General features: G+C 54.8%; 7 protein-coding genes. All 7 read right to left on the bottom strand.

Going from position 1 to position 18,354, the window contains the following annotated elements:
• Positions 1 to 9: 9 nt before the first annotated feature.
• The 7 genes from IRJ17_RS17975 to IRJ17_RS17945 all read right to left on the bottom strand — a co-directional run bounded on the left by IRJ17_RS17975 (position 10) and on the right by IRJ17_RS17945 (position 18,351).
• A complete protein-coding gene (locus tag IRJ17_RS17975) occupies positions 10 to 4,305 on the bottom strand; it encodes a non-ribosomal peptide synthetase (RefSeq protein WP_242771362.1) in 4,296 nt (1,431 codons plus the stop codon).
• A gap of 109 nt (positions 4,306 to 4,414) precedes the next feature.
• Positions 4,415 to 5,599 (bottom strand): DegT/DnrJ/EryC1/StrS family aminotransferase, encoded by a 1,185-nt coding sequence (locus IRJ17_RS17970; protein WP_242771360.1) that lies wholly within the window; start codon positions 5,597 to 5,599, stop codon positions 4,415 to 4,417.
• On the bottom strand, positions 5,596 to 6,537 hold the full coding sequence (locus IRJ17_RS17965) for an ROK family protein (protein ID WP_242771358.1): 942 nt from the start codon (positions 6,535 to 6,537) through the stop codon (positions 5,596 to 5,598). The genes IRJ17_RS17970 and IRJ17_RS17965 overlap by 4 nt, the downstream gene beginning before the upstream one ends.
• Positions 6,534 to 7,619: a Gfo/Idh/MocA family protein gene (locus IRJ17_RS17960; protein WP_242771356.1), complete on the bottom strand. Its 1,086-nt coding sequence runs from the start codon at positions 7,617 to 7,619 to the stop codon at positions 6,534 to 6,536. Before IRJ17_RS17960 ends, IRJ17_RS17965 begins: the two co-directional genes overlap by 4 nt.
• Before the next feature lie 84 nt (positions 7,620 to 7,703).
• Positions 7,704 to 8,822, bottom strand: a complete 1,119-nt coding sequence (locus IRJ17_RS17955) for a hypothetical protein (RefSeq protein ID WP_242771354.1) — start codon at positions 8,820 to 8,822, stop codon at positions 7,704 to 7,706.
• 23 nt (positions 8,823 to 8,845) lie between these two features.
• On the bottom strand, positions 8,846 to 13,561 hold the full coding sequence (locus tag IRJ17_RS17950; protein ID WP_242771351.1) for a type I polyketide synthase: 4,716 nt from the start codon (positions 13,559 to 13,561) through the stop codon (positions 8,846 to 8,848).
• Positions 13,561 to 18,351, bottom strand: coding sequence for a type I polyketide synthase (locus tag IRJ17_RS17945; RefSeq protein WP_242771348.1), 4,791 nt, complete (start codon positions 18,349 to 18,351; stop codon positions 13,561 to 13,563). The genes IRJ17_RS17950 and IRJ17_RS17945 overlap by 1 nt, the downstream gene beginning before the upstream one ends.
• Between the last annotated feature and the right edge of the window lie 3 nt (positions 18,352 to 18,354).

The following is an 18,354-nucleotide window of genomic DNA, read 5'->3' as shown; positions in this document are numbered from 1 at the left end:
GGATTCACATCACCCGCGCTCGGGGGCAATCGCTGCAAAAAAAGAAGCCATTTTCGCAACAGCAGGCTCTTTGAAAATGGAGAAATGATCTCCCTCGATTTCATGCAAGGTGATGGGACGATAGAAAAAGGCGTTCCACTTGTTTTCCTCGATAGCCGATTTCTGTGCTTTGACCAAATGAGCCTGGGCAAACACTTTTCGCGGCGGTTGATAGTGGACATAGGCATGCTGCAAATCGATAAACAGATGCACATAACGGTAAAAATCAACTTGCTGGCCGTGGGCATAACCCGGAATCGCCTGCATGATCTCTTTCGGCATCACGGCTTCCAGTGTTTCATGCGTCAAGTTGTGCTGCTCCATGTACTGCGCCACCTTTTTGTACAAGCCGTACAACGTCGTTTCCTGCTCCAACTGGGCGCTCCACTCTGCTGCTGTCACTACTTGTGCCATTTGCTGTCTGACTGAGGCCACGACCGCCGGGTCAGGCTGCTGGAGGTGCTGATGCAATAGCGGCGGAGAAGAATCGATCAGGACGAGCATGTCTACCTCATCTCCTTCGGCCTCCAGTTGTCTCGTGATTTCAAAAGCGAGCAATCCCCCCAGGCTCCAGCCTGCCAGATGGTATGGACCTTCGCCTTGGACTTTTTTGACTTTTTCCAGATAGTTCTGCGCCAGCGCTTCGATGCTGATTTCCTGACTGTGCGCGTCATGGTTTACCTCTGCCGGAATGCCATAACACGTAAATCTGTCGCCAAGATAGTTGACCAGTTCCAAATAAGCGTCGATACTGCCGCTTATATCGTGAATCAAAAACAAGGACGGAGCTTCGGCAGAGCCTTTGTTGATTAACACCAGGTCGTGATTGCCGCCTGCTGATGCTGGCGACGCCTCCAATTGCAGGTAGGCGGCGATTTCTGCGATCGTCGGCTTGGTGTAAACGGCGCTAACGGGAACATCCATGTTTAACTCGCGGCGAATTTGCGAAGCAATCAAAATGATTTTCAACGAATTGGCCCCGACGGAGAACAAGTTGGTGCGAACGCCAAGCTGCTCGACATGCAGCACTTTTTGGCAAATGTCTGCCAGCTTCTTTTCCAGCTCGCTTTCAGGCAGTTCATCCGCAGTGAACTCCACCTCTACAACAGGCGTCGGCAGCAGCTTTCTGTTTACTTTTCCGCTGGCCGTTAACGGGATTTCCTCTATCGCCACAATCGCATCCGGTACCATGAAGCGCGGCAATCTTTTGGCAAGATAGCTCTTCACCTCATCCGGCTTGACCTCGTCTCGGGGCACGTAATAAAGGCAGAGCAGCTTCTCTTCGGCCGCACTCGTTTTGATCGCGGCTGCGGCTGACTCAATTTCGGGAAGCTCCAGCAGCGCATTCTCGATTTCGCCCAATTCAATGCGCACGCCCCTGATTTTGACCTGCTCATCAATACGGCCGAGGTACTCGATGTTGCCATCCGGCATCCAGCGGACGAGGTCTCCGCTTCGGTACATTCTGTTGCCAGGACTCCACGGATCGTCGACAAATTTTTGCGCCGTGATCTCGGGCTGATTCAAATACCCTCTTCCTACCCCGATCCCGGAAATCATCAGCTCTCCTGCCACGCCAATCGGCTGGAGGCCGTCTTTTTGATCCACAACGTACAGGCGGATATTGTCAATAGGCTTGCCCACAGGAATAATCGTCCGCGCAGGACGCACTCCGTAGTCAGCGGAGCAATCGAACCACGACACCTCGACAGTGGTTTCGGTCGGGCCGTACAAATTGATGAGTCTCGCCCCGGTTCGCGCATGGATCATCCGGTTGAAGGTGTTGACGGTACTCGGGAGCAGCGCTTCCCCACTCGCAAACAGGAAGCGAAGACTGGACAGCCGTTCTGTTTCCTGCTCGATGCGCGGCTCTATATAGGAAAGAAAGCTGCTCAGCATGGAGGGAACGAAGTGCATAAGCGTGATGCGCTCGCGAGCGAGCGTGGCGAGAATGACTTCGGGATCTTTCTCCATGCCAGGCGCCAGGAAGCAGACTCGCGCCCCGTGGAAATACCATCCGAACAGCTCCCAGACGGAAACATCGAAGGTAAACGGTGTTTTTTGCAAAACGCAGTCATCTGCTGTGATCGGAAATTGTTTGTGCATCCAGGCAATCCGGTTGACCACGGAACGATGCTCGATCATGACGCCTTTTGGCTGGCCAGTGGAGCCAGAGGTGTACATGATATAGGCCAGATCAGCAGGAGTGCTTCTCGGCGCCAGATTGGAATCGTCATGGGTGTAGGAGGCGGGCTCTTTTACGTTCACGTACAGCGACTTCACATGCGGGCTGCTGTCCTGCACGTCCCGATCAACGAGGACGACCTTGGCCTGGCTGTCCTCCAGCAAAAACGTCACCCGATCCGGCGGATAGTCCGGGCTGATCGGCAAATACGCGCCGCCCGCCTTCAAAATCGCCAACAGAGATACCATCATGTCGACAGACCGCTCCAGCATGACGCCTGCCGTTACGCCAGGGCCAACGCCTTTGTCCACGAGCGCTCTCGCCAGCTGATTGGCCTTTTGGTTCAGCTCGCGATATGTGAGCGATTGATCTGCGCAACTAACGGCAAGCTTGTCCGCATACAGCTCAACTCGCTGCTCGAAGATCGCTTGCAACGTTTGTTCTGTAGGCAAATCAGCCGTTTCCTTGTTAAAAAAGTGCAAAATGCGGTGTCGCTCGGCTTCTGTCAGCAAGCTGAACTCTTCCAGCTTGCGCGCTGGCTGCGAGAGGACCGCTTCCAGCAGAATGGTGAAGTGTTCGCCCATTCGCTGAATCGTGCCGGGATCGAACAATTCCATGTTGTATTCCATGTTCAGGCAGATGGCTCCCGAATCGAGAAAGTAGATGCCGCAGGCAATATCTTGACTGTTCCCGCTCTGTAATGTATCGCCTTCCGCTCCGATGATCGATTCCGTCACAGAATCCATCTCCGTGTGGATATTCAGCGAGACGCGATACAAAGGATGGTCTGTCTTGGACACGCCATGGTGTCGGCAAATGCTTTCCTCCAGCTCATCGACGTCGTACTCCTGATGCTCCAGCGAACGGATGAGGCTGTTTTTGACCTGTTGCAAATATTCCGGAAGCGCTTGTTCCGGAACAGCCTGAAACCGGATCGGAACGGTTCGCAAAAACACGCCGATGCTGTTTTCAAGCCCACTGTAGCGGCGTGAAGACAGCATCCCCAGGGTGATATCGGTTTGCGCGCAATATTTGGAGAGAAGCAGGCCGTAAACGGCCGTCAGCAAAATGCTTGGTGTGACTTGATGCTGTTTGGCGACGGTCTGAATGGCCTCTGTCGTCTGTTCACTCAAATAGAAGTTTTTGTTGCCATACGTCGAGATCAGGCCATTGCTACGAGGACGATCAAGCGGCAGATTCAAAACGGGCAGCTCGTCGGCAAACATATCCAGCCAAAAAGCTTTCTTTTCCTGATACGCTTCCGACTTTTCCAGTTCGTTTTGCCATACGCAATAATCGGCGTATTGCAGTTGCATCTTGGGCAGCAGCTCTCCCTTGCTGATGCACTCCAATTCGTGATACACCAGTCGAAGCGAAGAGGCGTCGAAAATAATGTGGTGAAAATGCAAAATCAACAGACTCCCTTCTCCCGGCAAGCGAACCAGGCCAATCCGAAAGAGTGGGAGCTGGTCAAGCGTGTACGGCCGATTGATTTCGGCCACGCATTTTCGAATGAACTCCTCCTGCAACGCTTTTTCCGCCGGGGCTTCCCAGTAAAGCAGGCGAAAAGAATCCGCTTGCGACTCGTCGTGAACGAACTGAACGACTGCGTCAGCTTGAATGCCGACTGTGGTGCGCAGCAATTTGTGTCTTTTCATTATGTATTGAAAAGCTTGCTCCAGCTCAGACGGCTCGATCTCATGCTCCACTCTGCGAATGTCGATAACGGCATTTTCAAGCCCGTCGAAATAGGCAAAGAACATCTTTTTTTGTGTCCAGGAAACAGGGTAGTAAGGTCTGTCCGGGACAGGCTTTATGAAAGAAATCGCGTCGTCCTGCGAACTGCGGATGTATGCCGCCAGCTCCCTGATGGTGAGATGGTTGAAGATGTTTTCCAAAGCGATTTCGCTATCAAACTCCACGCCGATTCTGACCTCAAGCTCCAGCGCTTTTAGCGAGTGGCCGCCGACTTCGAAAAAATTGTCGTCAATGCCCACGTCGCTTCGCTGGAGGACATCCAGCCAAATCGCTTTCAGTCTTTCTTCGACATCGTCAAGCCTCGTCTGGGTGGTTCCGTTCATCGTCTGCTTTCCCCCTTCTGGATAAAAAGGAACGGGTCCCGGCGCTTGTGCTCCGGTACCCGTCCTTTTCCACATCAGCTATCGAGAAAATTTTTCGGCCCTGGCTGGGCTATACGAGCTTTGCTTTTGTGCTCGCTTGCAGTTCCCTGACCGTTTGGGCGATCCCTTTGACCGATTCCGCATCACCCAGCAGTGCCCGATGATGAATCCAGATGACCTCTTCGGCAATTTTCTTCGAGACAGGGCAGTGCAACTGGTTCGGGAAAGCGTAGTTATCGCCCAGATCGGCGACGAACTGCTTGAAGATTGGCGTATCGTGAATCTGCGTGTAGGCAATGTAAGCGGGAATGCCTTGTTCGTTCAGCATTTCCACAAACCGCTCTCTTGTGATCCCGCCAAATTCGACCGGATTGTAGTAGAACATGTACATGTAGTGCGTATGGATCGTACACTCTTCTTGACGGATTTGCGGAATGATGCCATCGATTTCTTTCATTTCCGCATCGAGAACTTGCGCATTGTACTCGCGGCGCTTGTTTTGCTCAGCGAGGCGCGCGGTTTGCGGCAGCAGGACAGCAGCCTGAAATTCGGAAATCCGATAGTTGGAACCTTCGACAAGGTGCTGATACTTTTTGTCGCCAACTGGACGACCCACATTGTGGTACAGGAAAGCCTGGTCATACAAATCTTGAGCATTCGTGATGAGCGCGCCGCCTTCTCCCGCCGTCATCAGTTTAAATTGCTGGAAGCTGAACACCCCGGCATCACCCATGCTACCTGCGCGTTTTCCTTTCCATTCACCGCCGTGCGCGTGGCAGGCGTCTTCAATAATAAACAGATGAAACTCATCGGCAATCTGCTGGAGCTGGTCCATATCGCACAGGTGTCCCGCCATATGCACAGGAATCATCCCGACTGTGCGCGGCGTAACCGCTTCCCGCACTTTTACCGGATCGAGGCAAAAGGTGCCAGGATCGACGTCTACAGGGACAGGGATCGCGCCCAAGCTAATGACTGGCAACGCCGTCGAGATAAAGGTAAAAGCCGGAACGATTACTTCATCCCCCGGCTTGACTCCCAGGCTCTGCAAAGCCAGCTTGATCGCGTGTGTTCCGTTTGTAACGGCCAGCGTATGCTTGGCGTGGTGCATCTGGGCAAATACTCGTTCAAATTCTTTTACTTTTGTGCCGGACATGCGCCACCATTGATTGCTGCGCAGCGTTTCCAGCAATTCTTTTTCCTGGTTTTCATCTGCCATTGGCCAGCTTGGGAATCTTTCTGTCAGGTTACTCATTTGCGAACACCTTCCATTTCTTTGTTTTTTCCAAACATTTGCAAACCGTAAGCGATCCCGCCCCAAAGTGCCGCATCGTCTCCCAGGGCGGAAAGTTTTACGCGGACATTCTGCTGCGGCAGGGTGCCGAGGAACTGTTGAACGCGTTTTTCCAGGGAGCGATAATGTTCCGGGAATCTGCTTGCCATGCCGCCGCCGACGACAACCATATCCGGGTCGAACAGGCGCACAGCGTTGGCAATCCCGATCGCCAGCATTCGCAAGGAATCATCGACGATTGCCTGTGCTGTTGCGTTTCCCGCAGCGGCCAAACGAAACACGTCACTCGCTTTTGCAACCGACAGCCCTTTGGCTTGCGCGATGCGTTCCACCGCCCGGCCAGACGCATACATTTGCAAGCAGCCGAACCCTCCGCAGGGACATTTTTCTCCCCAAGGATCGACCGTGATATGGCCCAGCTCTCCGCTTGCGCCCCTTGCCCCTGTATACACATTGCCCTGCCATACAAGCGAGCTGCCAATTCCGGTCCCGACTACTGTATACAGCAAATGTTGGACCGAGTGCTCAAGGCCAAAAGCATACTCGCCGAGCGCCGCGAGATTGGCATCGTCAAACAGCACGACAGGCTTGCCTGCCAAGGCGGCGAAAGTATCGCGGAAGGCAAAGCCGTTCCATTCCGGACGATTTGGCCAAGTGACAATGGTTCCTGCGGCATCATGCACAGCAGCCAGCCCGATTACAATGCTGCGTATTTCCATCTGCGCCCTCTGTTCCCAGCCTTCGATGACGCTGATGACTTGCGAAATGGCTTGCAGCGGTTCGATTTCCTGCCCCAATTCCAGCCGGGCAGTTTCCAGCATCGTGGCGCCATCGAGAGCGAAGAGCGCCATTCTCGCCGTGGAACCGCCAAGATCAACAGCGACGAGTCCAGCGCTCATGTGACAACAAGTCCTTTGCGCACCGATTGATAGAGAAGCTCGATCAGTCGAACCACTTTTTCGCCATCTTGTGCAGAGGGAACGGGCTGGCTTTTTTCGCGGATACACGCCACAAACTGCTCCGCCTGGCGTTGAAAAGCAACAAGCGGATCTGGCTTTGCAGGCAAGGGAAAATACTGGACCTCTTGACCAGCAAACGTCAGCAGCAAATGGGGCTGTTTGTACAATCCTTGATCGCTGAAGCCGAACAAGGTATTCAGCGTCAAGCTTCCCCGTTCGCCCTTCAGATGGATTTGCACAAAATCTCCTGCTACATCGTCCTGCCAGCTTACTTGCACCTTGCCGAGCATACCGTTGGCAAACTGAATCATGCCTACTGCCGTATCCTCCACTTCAACCTTTTCCGATTCAGAGCTGCCCAGCCAATTGCTGTACCCTTCCTGAGTGAAAACCGGACGGGAATGGAAGCTGCCCAGGCAAGCAACAGGCTCCTCGGCACCCGTCAAAAAAAGCATCTGGTCGAGCATATGGCTACCCAAATCGATGAGGACGCCCCCTCCCGAAAGCTGCTTTTGCGTAAACCAGCTTCCCGGTCGGGGAATCCCTCTTTTGCGGCGCCAGCTGACTTCGCAGATTTGCACCTCGCCAATTTGCCCGGCTGCGATTCGTGAACGAAGCTCCCGGATATCGTCACGGTAACGGTTGACAAAGCCCATCATCAAAACAGTTCCGGTTTCTTCTGCCAGACGGCGCAATGACTCCGCTTCTTTCGCTGTGGTCGTCATCGGCTTTTCACACAGCACGTGGATGCCTTTTTCCAGGAAGTGCTTGGCGATTTCGTAGTGAGTGTGATTGGGCGTACATAAAATGACGGCATCCAAAGGGACCTGTCCGATCTCGCTTAGACGTGAGCACGCCGCCGCTCCCGCCTGTTTGGCCAGGCGCGCAGCCCGTGCCTCGTCTGTATCGTATATCGCTCGCACGGACACGTTACCCAGCGACAAAAAGCACGGGAGATGCGCGTGTTCAGCGATCCACCCGGCTCCGACAATCCCTATGGACATGTGACGTTGTTCGGCCAAAGCATTCATCCTCTTCATCTGTCATCTGTTGGTTCTGACTCATTCGTTTATGCGAAAGGTTTTTCCTTCCTTTTTATCCGCTTTTTATAAAAAATTTCCTGTTTGTCCCGATGCTGTCGAGCATGTCAAAAGCTCAAGCGTGAGCGACGCTACGCGCTTTTCTTTTTCGTACATGCCGCCGAGCAGCTCTCGCAACGACTCGATTTCGCGCTGGTGCGCCGGGGTGGAAGCCTTGCTGTAGCAGCTCTTGTAATAACATTTGATCAGCGAGTTTCCGAATAACTCCCACTCCTGGCACAGCGTTTGATACTCGCTGCTCAGCTGCTGAAATTCTTGCTCGCTCACCCAGTTTTGCTTATGCAAGATCAAAGGCAAATGAACGGTAGACTTGCGAAAGAAATAAGGGTTTTTGAGCGCCACCGCCTTGCGCTGAAACTTCGAAAGGGAAATCCCGAACAATCTCGTCTCCAGACTGTCTGCGAATTGCTTGATCGCAGACAGTCCGTACGTTGTGGAAATGAGCGGATTTCCTGCATGATCGGTTTTGTATGGTTTGCACTCTTCCCGCAGAAGCGTCTGGAGATTCGCGCTAATCAGCTCTTTTGTGCACCTGGAAAAAAACGCCACCTCTTCTTGCTCCTTTACGCGCGTGACAATCAGGGAAGACGTCTGCGCGGCTGCAAAGGCCCGGTCGAAGCAATCGTAGGGAAGCGCGTATGGTTCCATTTTGCTCGGCTGCATGCAATCCTCGATCAACAGATAAGATTTCGTCTGTTCGTCGTAGCCGTACAGAAAAGCAGGGTGAATTTGCCGGTGCTTTTCCGCGTCCACGCCAGAAGGGTAATGAAAGCGGTCCAAATCGACAAACACGTAATATCCGCTGTGCAAAAACTGCTTGATGGCCAAGTGCACACTGTCTGCTGGTTCCAAGGAGTGGGTTTGGAGATCCAGCACAGAAGAAAAATCCAGCGCGCGGACAACGTCCAGCAGCAGGCTTCCTTCTTCATGCGCTTGGCTGCTGTGCTCTGCCGCTTCCTGACTGCCATCGTCTGCGACGGAATGCAGCTGATACTGTGCTTGCGCCAGGCACGTGGCGTACGCGAAGTTTTTGTCGTGGTTCATCAATATCGAAATCAAATTGTTGTTAACACAATTCACCCATGTGCCGTTAAAAGGCTCAACGGGTAGCGAAAACGCTTCCAATGCTTCTCACCTCCGCGATCATGCTAGACTTGCTCGCTGATCTCTCTGATCAGCAGATCGGCTTCGTCCGCCGTTATTTTGCCTTGCTCCAAATCATTCATGATTTGCTCGATCGTCATGCTGCGTTTTGCCGGGGTGGCGCGCTTTCGCTCCAAATAAGCCGCCATATCGTGAACGGTCGGATACGAAAAAATATCCGAAATCATGAAGACGCCGGGATAGGCTGCGTCCAGCTCCTTTTGCAGTCTGACCGCGAGCAGCGAATTGCCGCCCAAGTCCTCGAAGTTGGCAAAAATGCTGATCTCTTCAAGTCCCAGCACTCTCGCCAAGATGTGCGCGATCTCCTGGTCCCACGCCGTAATCTCCTGATGGTCTGCTTCTTTAATGATCGCAGTTTCTGTGGCTGACGAGTCTGCCGGATGGCTGCCGCTGCCAATCGCCTGCGTGACGGCCCTCTCGATGCTTTCTCCCAGCACGTAATCGTGCACCAGACTGTGCCCGATCGTCTCCTTCGCAAGTCGGCGCTTCAACTGGCCGACGATGATCTGGCATTGCTCTGCGTGCAAAAGCTCTGTGAAGATCGCCGCCCCTTGTCTGGGCGTAAGGCTCTCGAACAGGCTCTGGCGGTTGTCGGCTTGGTAGGCTTGCCCCATCCCCACTTCTCGCCAGAGCGGCCAGTTGATCGTCAGCGCCTTTCTGCCTGCTTGGCGCATGTACGCGGCGTACAGGTCGAGGTAACTGTTGGCCGCGACGTAATCGCTCTGCCCGATGCCGCCAGTTACAGTGTGCATGCTGGAAAACATCACAAAGAAATCGAGATTGTCCGCTTCGGTGAGCTGATCGAGCAACCGGGTGCCTTTTACCTTGGCAGCCAGCACTTCCCGGATGCGGCTTTCCGGTTTGCGCACTAGCAGCCCTTCTCCGGCTACGCCCGCACAATGAATCACGCCATGGATTGCGCCAGACTCGGTGCGGATCGTTTCCAGCAGTTGCCTGAGCTGACTCTCTTCGCTAATGTCTGCCGCGTGAATCTGCACGCTCGCACCCTGTTTTTCCATCTCGCGGATAGAAGCGATCTGCTGGATTCGTGGCTGATCTGCTCCTGCCGCTTCGATCTCCGTCCACGTCTCGCGCGCAGGCAATCCTTGGCGGCTGATGAGGTGGAGGTTTACCGGGTGCAAGCGGCTGAGCTGCTTGCCGATTTCCAGGCCCAGTCCTCCGGTTCCGCCTGTAATTAAGTAGACGCCGTTTGCTTTGATTGCGTCGTCCTCTCCTGCTGCTGCCAGTGTCGTTTCCTGCAAACGCTCCACATATCGCTTGTTGTGGCGGTACGCTACCTGGTACGGGGCAGCTGCGACCGCAAATTCCTCCACAACCTTATGCGGATCGGTATGCGCGTCGACATCGATGAACCGGATGCGAACGTGCGGAAACTCTTCTCGTGCCACTTTGCCAAGACCGAGCAAGCAGCCGTGCTCCGGTCGCAGGGTGATCTCGTCGCCTGTGACGCGGTTGGCGTTGTCGCCGACGAGGATGATTTCCAGTTCCTCGCTGCTACTCGGCTGGGCAGACAGACTGTCGAGCAAGTAATACAGACTGTAAAAGCCTCTTTGCTCGGCGTCATCGAGTCCTTTTGCCGCTGTGGTGCTGGCGTCCGTCATGCTCAGCAGATGAATGATCTTCCTGACCTTTTTCTCCTGCCCTTGCCATTGCGGCCACAAGTGATGGTAGTCCTCGCGATCCTTGACCTGCCCCGCTTCTTTTCCGAAGCCGACTTCAATTACTTCTCCGTAGACAGCGCCAAGCTGCTGCCGAAGCCGCTCGGCCAGCTCACCTTCCCCTGTGAACACGACGACCGTTTCGTCCGCTTTTTCTGGCGCAGGGGATGCCATTTGCGCCTCTTGGACGATCCAGTCTTTTTCGTAATAGCTCGCCGCCGTCAACTGTGTCCGCACTTGCTTGATCGTGTATCCTTCGATTTCCACAAGCACCTCGCCAGCGGGATTGACGATATCGATGTCAAAAGTCGCCGTCTGATTTCCTTCCCCCAGCTCCCGCCGACGCACATAGCTGTAAATGGCGGAAGGGATCGGGCCATAGACGCGAATTTCCTGATAGTAAAACGGCAAATACAACTGCTCATCAATGCTGCGTATCGCAATGTTCGCGGCGTTGTCCAGCATCGCCGGATGATAGTGGTAGTGCGCTGCTTCTGCGCGTTGCGACTCGGAAAGCTCGATGGCAACCAGGCACTCCTTCTCGCCAACCCGCAGCTCCTTGATGTTGTTCCAGTGCGCTCCTGTCGTGATAAAGCCCCCATCTGTCTGCAAGTCCGGCGTGTCGCGAGCCGCAGGGAACGCCTTTTGGAGAGCCGCCAAATCTACGCGCTTTTGCTCCTGCATAGGGCGGCACAGCTTCCCTTCTGCGTGCTTGCGCCACGAGCCATCTGTCTGATCTTTGCTGGCGATGTAGAAGTGATGTTCACCGTCCGCTTTTTTCAGCGTGATTTGCAGCTCGTGGCTCTGCCCTTCCTGAAGCGAAAAGGGCTGCAAAAAGGCAAGCTCCTTGATGACGGTAAGCCCGCCCTGCTGCCTGCCGACCTCCAGCAGCAGCTCGATGTAGGCCGTGCCAGGCAATACGTACTCGTTGCCTACTCGATGCTCGCTCACGACCCAGTCTGTCGCCACAGAAAAAGAGGTCGTGTACACCGTCTGCTCAAGGCTGTCGCACGTTGTCCCGCGAAGCAGCGGGTGCCCTGTCGTTTGCGGCACGGCTTGCCGATAGCCTTGGCTGCTGCTTTCCACCCAGCAACGCGTTTTCTGAAACGGATAGACGGGCAGACTGAGACGGCTGCAGCTGGCTGGGTCGTACATCCGTCTCCAGTCGATCGCTGCTCCCAAGACGTACAGTTCGCCCAAAGCCAAGTAAAAGGAAGCGTCTTTTCCTTGCGCAGTCTTGGCTGTCAGCAAGTCCTCTCCTTGCCGGGACAGCTCCTGCTTCTCCCGCTCGGTCCATTTTTTCTTCGCGCCGTGCTGTTGCTCTGGTGCTCCTCCGCTGACGACGATCTCGTGTACCTGGTACAACACCTGCTCAGCGGAAGCAAGACCGTGTCGTTTCAGGTGCCCCAGCTTGGCGAGCAAATCGTCGTAGCTGGTGAAAATGATCGCCAAGCGATGGCTGTAATGGCCGCGTCCCGTGCTCGCCGTATAGCACAAATCTTCCAGATCAAGCTCCCGGTTTTGCGATAAATGCGCGACATATTCCTCGACGAGCTTGAACAGCACCGCTTCGTCTTTGGCAGACAGCGGAAGCAAATAGAGCGAAGGTTCGACACTCTCCGGCTTTTGCTGCCTGGCGGGTACTTCTCCTACGACCATGTGGCAATTGGTGCCGCTAAAGCCAAACGAGCTGATCCCGGCGATTCTCGGTTCGCCCGCAGTCGTCCACTCCTGGAGACGATCATTGACATAGACAGGGGAAGCAAAGAAATCAATGAACGGATTCGCTTCCAAAAAGTTGATGCTCGCCGGAAGCTGACCCTGGCGGATCGCCAGCATCACTTTGAGCAACGATGCCAGCCCCGATGCCCCAACCGTATGTCCGATATTCGTCTTGACGGTCCCGATCGCGCAAAACTGTTTTTTCTTCGTATGGCGGGAAAACGCTTTGACCAGTCCGTCAATCTCGATCGAGTCTCCCAATTTGGTTCCGGTGCCATGAGCTTCGATGTACGAGATCGCTTCGGCGGCAACTCCGGCTTCCTGCCACGCTTGGCAAATGACTTCTTCCTGCGCGCGCGAGTTTGGTGCCGTGATTCCGTCCGATGTTCCGTCGTTATTTACGGCGCTTCCTTTTATCACACCGTAAATGTGGTCCCGATCCCGCAGCGCGTGCTGCAACGGCTTGAGGATGACGACGCCGACTCCTTCTCCCCAAACCGTTCCGTTTGCCCGCTTGTCGAAGGTTCGGATGAGATAATCTTCCGACTCGACAAGACCGAGCATCGGATTTTTGATCGGGCTGTAATTGAGGTGAATCCCTCCGGCAATCGCCATGTCGCAAACGCCGGACTGAACCGCCCGGCACGCTTCATGAACGGCGACCAGTCCCGATGAGCACGAGGTGTCGATGACCAGGCTTGGCCCTTTTGCATTCAGCCAATACGAAATCCGGCTCGACAAGATCGCTGACCAGGTGCCGGACAACAGCAGCGGGTCTTTTTCCGCCGCATTGTCCCGGTACCATTGCCCCCACGTATGATCCGTGCCGATGTAGACGCCTGTATTCGTTCCGCTCAGCTCTTTGTAGTAGTATCCGGCGTCTTCGATCGCTTGATAGGACGTTTCCAGCATCAATCGTTGCATCGGGTCCATGAATTTCGCTTCGACAGGCGAGATTTGGAAAAAGCCGGGGTCAAACTGATCGATCCGCTCCAAATACCCGCCTTTAAAAAACCATTGATTTTTGTCGTTTTTGCCCCATAAACGCTCGTCGATGCAATCGCGAACGCGTGAATCGGGAAACTCGTCGATGCAATTTTGCTGATGCTTCAGTTGCTCCCAAAAGCGGGCGAGGTTTTCTCCTTTTGGAAATTTGCCTGCCATGCCGATAATCGCGATTTCTTTGTCCGCTATCGGCTCGGTCAGCTTTTGACACTGCGCAAGCAACGCGGCAGCATCGGTCGGATGTATTTTTTGCGAAGCGACCAGTTCGAAAATGAGTTGTTCTACTGCCGTCATTACGCACCTCCCCCTTTGTTTTTGTAGGCGCCAAGCGCTTCGTGTACGGAGATTTCCCGGCTGGCCAGCCGCTGCAGCAAATCCAGCGTCGTCGTTTCGCTGGCGGCATCTGCGGCACCTGCACTAGGCTGCTGCTTGCTATCTATGTAATCAGCCATCTCCGAGATCGTGGAATAAGTGAACACATCGGAAATATTGAGAATTGGCCCGTACGTTTCTTCGAGAAGCCGGAACAAATAGACAGCCAGGATAGAATTGCCTCCCATGCTGTTGAACTTGGCGGAAACGCTGATTTCTTTGACCCCGAGAACTTGCGCCCAAATTTTCGCGACTTCTCTTTCTGTCGCAGACAAGCTCGTTTCGTCCTGATCCAAAATGCGCAGCGGCTGCTGCTCGCCAGGACGATCCGCTTTTTCCTCGCGTGGAGCTTCGAGCTGTCCGCGGAAAAAGCTTGCCAGCGAATCGCTCAGGACGTAATCGTGCGCCAGACTGTGTCCGATCGTCTCTTTCGTGAGTCGGCGCTTCCATTGACCGACGATGATCTGGCTTTGGTCGGCGTGCAAAAGCTCTGCAAAGATCGCCGCCCCTTGTCTGGGCGCAAGGCTCTCGAAAGGACTGTGGCGATTGTCCACATCATACGCCTGCCCCATTCCTACGTCTCGCCAGAGCGGCCAGTTGATCGTCAGCGCCTTTCTGCCTGCTTGGCGCATATAGGCGGCGTACAGGTCGAGGTAGCTGTTGGCCGCGACGTAATCGCTCTGGCCTGCACCGCCAGTCACCGTGTTCATGCTGGAAAACATCACAAAGAAATCGAGATTGTCCGCTGCGGTGAGCTGATCGAGCAGCCGGGTGCCTTGCACCTTGGCAGCCAGCACTTCCCGGATGCGGCTTTCCGGCTTGCGCACAAGCAACCCTTCTCCTGCTACGCCTGCGCAATGAATCACGCCATGGATCGCTCCAGCTTCTTTGCGAATGTTCTCAAGCACTTGCCGAAGCTGGCTTTCTTCGCTAATGTCTGCCGCGTGAATCTGCACGTGCGCACCCTGCTTTTCCATCTCGCGAATAGAAGCGATCTGCTGGATTCGTGGCTGATCTGTTCCTGCCGCTTCGATCTCCGTCCACGTCTCGCGCGCAGGCAAGCCTTGGCGGCTGATGAGGTGGAGGTTTACCGGATGCAAGCGGCTGATCTCTTTGCCGATTTCCAGGCCCAGTCCTCCGATTCCGCCTGTAATTACGTAGACGCCGTCTGCTTTGATTGCGTCCCTGTCTTCTGCTGGTGCGAGTGTCGTTTCCTGCAAACGTTCCACATATCGCTTGTTGTGGCGGTACGCTACCTGATACGGGGCAGCTGCGACCGCAAATTCCTCCACGACCTTACGCGGATCGGTATGCGCGTCGACATCGATGAACCGGATGCGAACGTGCGGGAACTCTTCCCGTGCCACTTTGCCAAGGCCAAGCAAGCAGCCGTGCTCCGGCCGCAGGGTGATCTCGTCGCCTGTGACGCGGTTGGCGTTGTCGGCGACGAGGATGATTTCCCATTCCTCGCCGCTACTCGGCTGGGCAAACAGACTGTCGAGCAAGTAATACAGACTGTAAAAGCCTCTTTGCTCGGCGTCATCGAGTCCTTTTGCCGCTGTGGTGCTGGCGTCCGTCATGCTCAGCAGATGAATGATCTTCCTGACCTTTTTCGCCTGCTGTTGCCATTGCGGCCACAAGTGATGGTAGTCCTCGCGATCTTTGACCTGCTCTGTTTCTTTTCCAAAGGCGACCTCGATCACGTCTCCGTAGACAGCGCCAAGCTGCTGCCGAAGCCGCTCCGCCAGCTCGCCTTCCCCTGTGAACACGACGACCGTTTCGTCCGCTTTTGCTGGCAAAGGAGATACCGTTTGCGCTTCTTGCACGATCCAGCCTTTTTCGTAATAGCTCGCCGCCGTCAACTGTGTCCGCACTTGCTTGATCGTGTATCCTTCGATTTCCACAAGCACCTCGCCAGCGGAATTGACGATGTCGATGTCAAAGGTCGCCGTCTGGTTGTCTTCCCCTTGCTCCCGCTGGCGCACATAGCTGTAAATGGCGGAAGGGATCGGGGCGTGGACGCGAATCTCCTGATAGTAAAACGGCAAATACAGCTGCTCATCGATGCTGCGAATCGCGATATTTGCCGCGTTGTCCAGCATCGCCGGGTGATAGTGGTAGCGAGCGGTTTCTGCGCGATACGGCTCGGCAAGCTGGATGGCAACCAGACATTCTGCACCTGCCAATCGCAATTCCTGCAAGTTGTCCCAGCGAGCGCCTGTCGCGATGTAGGCTCCGTTCGCTTGCAGATCGGCTGCGCGGGCCGCCACCGGGAGCTTCTGCATGAGAGCCGGCAGGTCTACACGTTTTTGCTCTTGCGTCGGGTGGCACAGCTTTCCTTCTGCATGCTTGCGCCACGAGCCGTCCAACTGATCTTTGCTGGCGATGGAAAAATGCTTTTCTTCGCCCGCTTTTTTCACCGCGATGTGCAGTTCGCAGTTCTCCCCGTCCTGAAGCGAAAAAGGTTGCAAAAAGGCGAGGTCCTTGATGACGGCAAGCCCGCCTTGCTGCCTGCCCACTTCCAGCAGCAGCTCGATGTAGGCGGTGCCAGGCAAAACATACTCGCTGCCCACGCGATGCTCGTTCAAAACCCAATCGTCTTTGACCGACAAGCCGACGGTATACGTCACCTCGCCGGAAGCACTTTCCCTTGCAGGCAAGCTCGTGAGCAACGGATGCCGCAGCTCTTGTGGACGTGCGGGCGACTGTTTGTAGGCCGCGAAGTCCTCCTGGTTGAGCCAGCAGCGAACTTTTTGAAAAGGATAGACAGGCAGGCTGATGCGGTTGCACGCGATCCCTGCGTACAGTTGCTCCCAGTCGATTTCGGCGCCTGCGACGTACAGCTCTCCCAAGGACACATAGGCAGGCAACTCTCTGTTTGGCAAAGCGCTTTTCATGTCTTGCAGTTTTTGCTCAGCCTGCAGCGTCCGTACTTGCTTTTCTTCCTCTGTCACTCTTCGCCAGACGCCAGCCCCAGCCCGCCCCATGGTTGTGTCGCCGCCCGCTTCCCCTTCGTGAACCTGGTAGCGCACGTTTTCTCCCGAGGCAAGACCGTGTTTCTTGAGCTGTTCCAGTTTGCTGAGCAGATCGTCGCAGTCGGCAAAAACGATCGCCAGCCGATGACTGTAGTGACCGCGCCCTGTGCTCGCCGTGTAGCACAAATCGTCCAGATCAACTTGCCGATTGCGGGATACATAAGAGGCATATTCCGCGACAAGTGTCAACAGCACCTGTTCTTCCTTGGCGGACAGCGGAAGCAAATGAAGCGAAGCTGCTTGCTGTCGCTCGGCAAAAGCGGGCGGAGCTTCTTGCAAAACCATATGGCAATTCGTGCCGCTCAACCCGAACGAGCTGATCCCTGCCGTGCGCAGCGCTCCGGCTGTGCTCCATTCGCGCAGCTGGTCGTTCACATAAACTGCGGACGAACTGAAATCAATATTTGGATTCGGCTTTTGAAAATGCAGCGAAGGAAACAGCTTTTTGCTTTTCATGGCGTGGATTACTTTTACCAAGCCAGCAATTCCGGCGGCATGATCGAGATGGCCGATGTTGGTTTTGAGCGAACCGATGGCGCAAAATTGCTTTTTCTTCGTATAGCGCGAAAATGCGCGGGAGATTCCTTCTATTTCAATCGGATCGCCTAGCTTTGTGCCCGTTCCGTGCGCTTCGATATAGCTGATCGTCTCGGGATCGATGCCAGCTATCTCCCATGCCTCGCAAATGACTTCTTCCTGCGCTTTCGAGTTTGGCGCGGTGATGCCGATCGAATTGCCGTCCTGGTTGATCGCGCTGCCTTTAATCACCGCATGAATATGGTCGCGATCCTCCAGCGCCTTTTTCAGCGGCTTCAACAGAACGGCTCCCATGCCCTCGCCTTTTCCAGTGCCATCGGAGCTGGCATCGAACGCTTTCGTTCTTTCGTCTGAGGACTCAATCCCGATTTTGACGTGCTCATGACTTTTCAGCGGGAAAAGGTGCAGCTTGATTCCGCCTGCCAATGCCAGATCGCAAGAACCTTCGATGAGCTGGCGGCAGGCAAAATGAATCGCGACCAGAGTGGAGGAGCAAGCGGTATCGATGACGACGGCTGGCCCCTTCAAATCGAGCAGATACGAAATGCGGCTGGCGATAATCGATTGGATGTTGCCGGGGATCGCGATCCCCATCGCTTCCGGTGCCAGCAACTGGATACCTTTTTTGTACACTTCGCCAAAATCCGTGCTGTAGCCAATAAACACCCCTGTCTTGCTGCCTGCCAGCTTCGCGCCCCCATAGCCAGCCTCTTCGATCGCTTCCCAGGCCAATTGCAAAAACAGCCGCTGATTCGGGTCCATCAGACTTGCTTCGCGTGGGGATATTTGGAAAAAGCCCGGATCAAACTGATCGATCTCGGGCAAATATCCAACTCGGTCAAACTGCGCTTTGGCTTGGTCGATGGGAAGCATGGGCAGGAAAAGGGCAGCATTTTCCTGCCTGTTTGCCGGGATATCCTGGATGGAGTCGATGCCCAGGTGCAGAAGCTGCTCCAGCCGGGCATCCGTGTCGGCCTGGCCTAGCCGGGCGGCGATCCCCACAATGGCAATGTCGTTATCCGTCTCCTTTTGCTGATCCTGTCGCAAATAATGAATCAGGTGTGCGGCAATGTTTTTGTCCAATTGCCCGGAGCCGACCTGCTGCAATATATAGGAGTACATCTCTTCTTTTTTTGCCATAAG

Origin of the sequence: Brevibacillus parabrevis, from assembly GCF_022701015.1 — a bacterium.
In the GTDB taxonomy this organism is placed as follows: Bacteria; Bacillota; Bacilli; order Brevibacillales; family Brevibacillaceae; genus Brevibacillus; species Brevibacillus parabrevis.
This window is presented reverse-complemented; position numbering and strand designations above follow the sequence as displayed.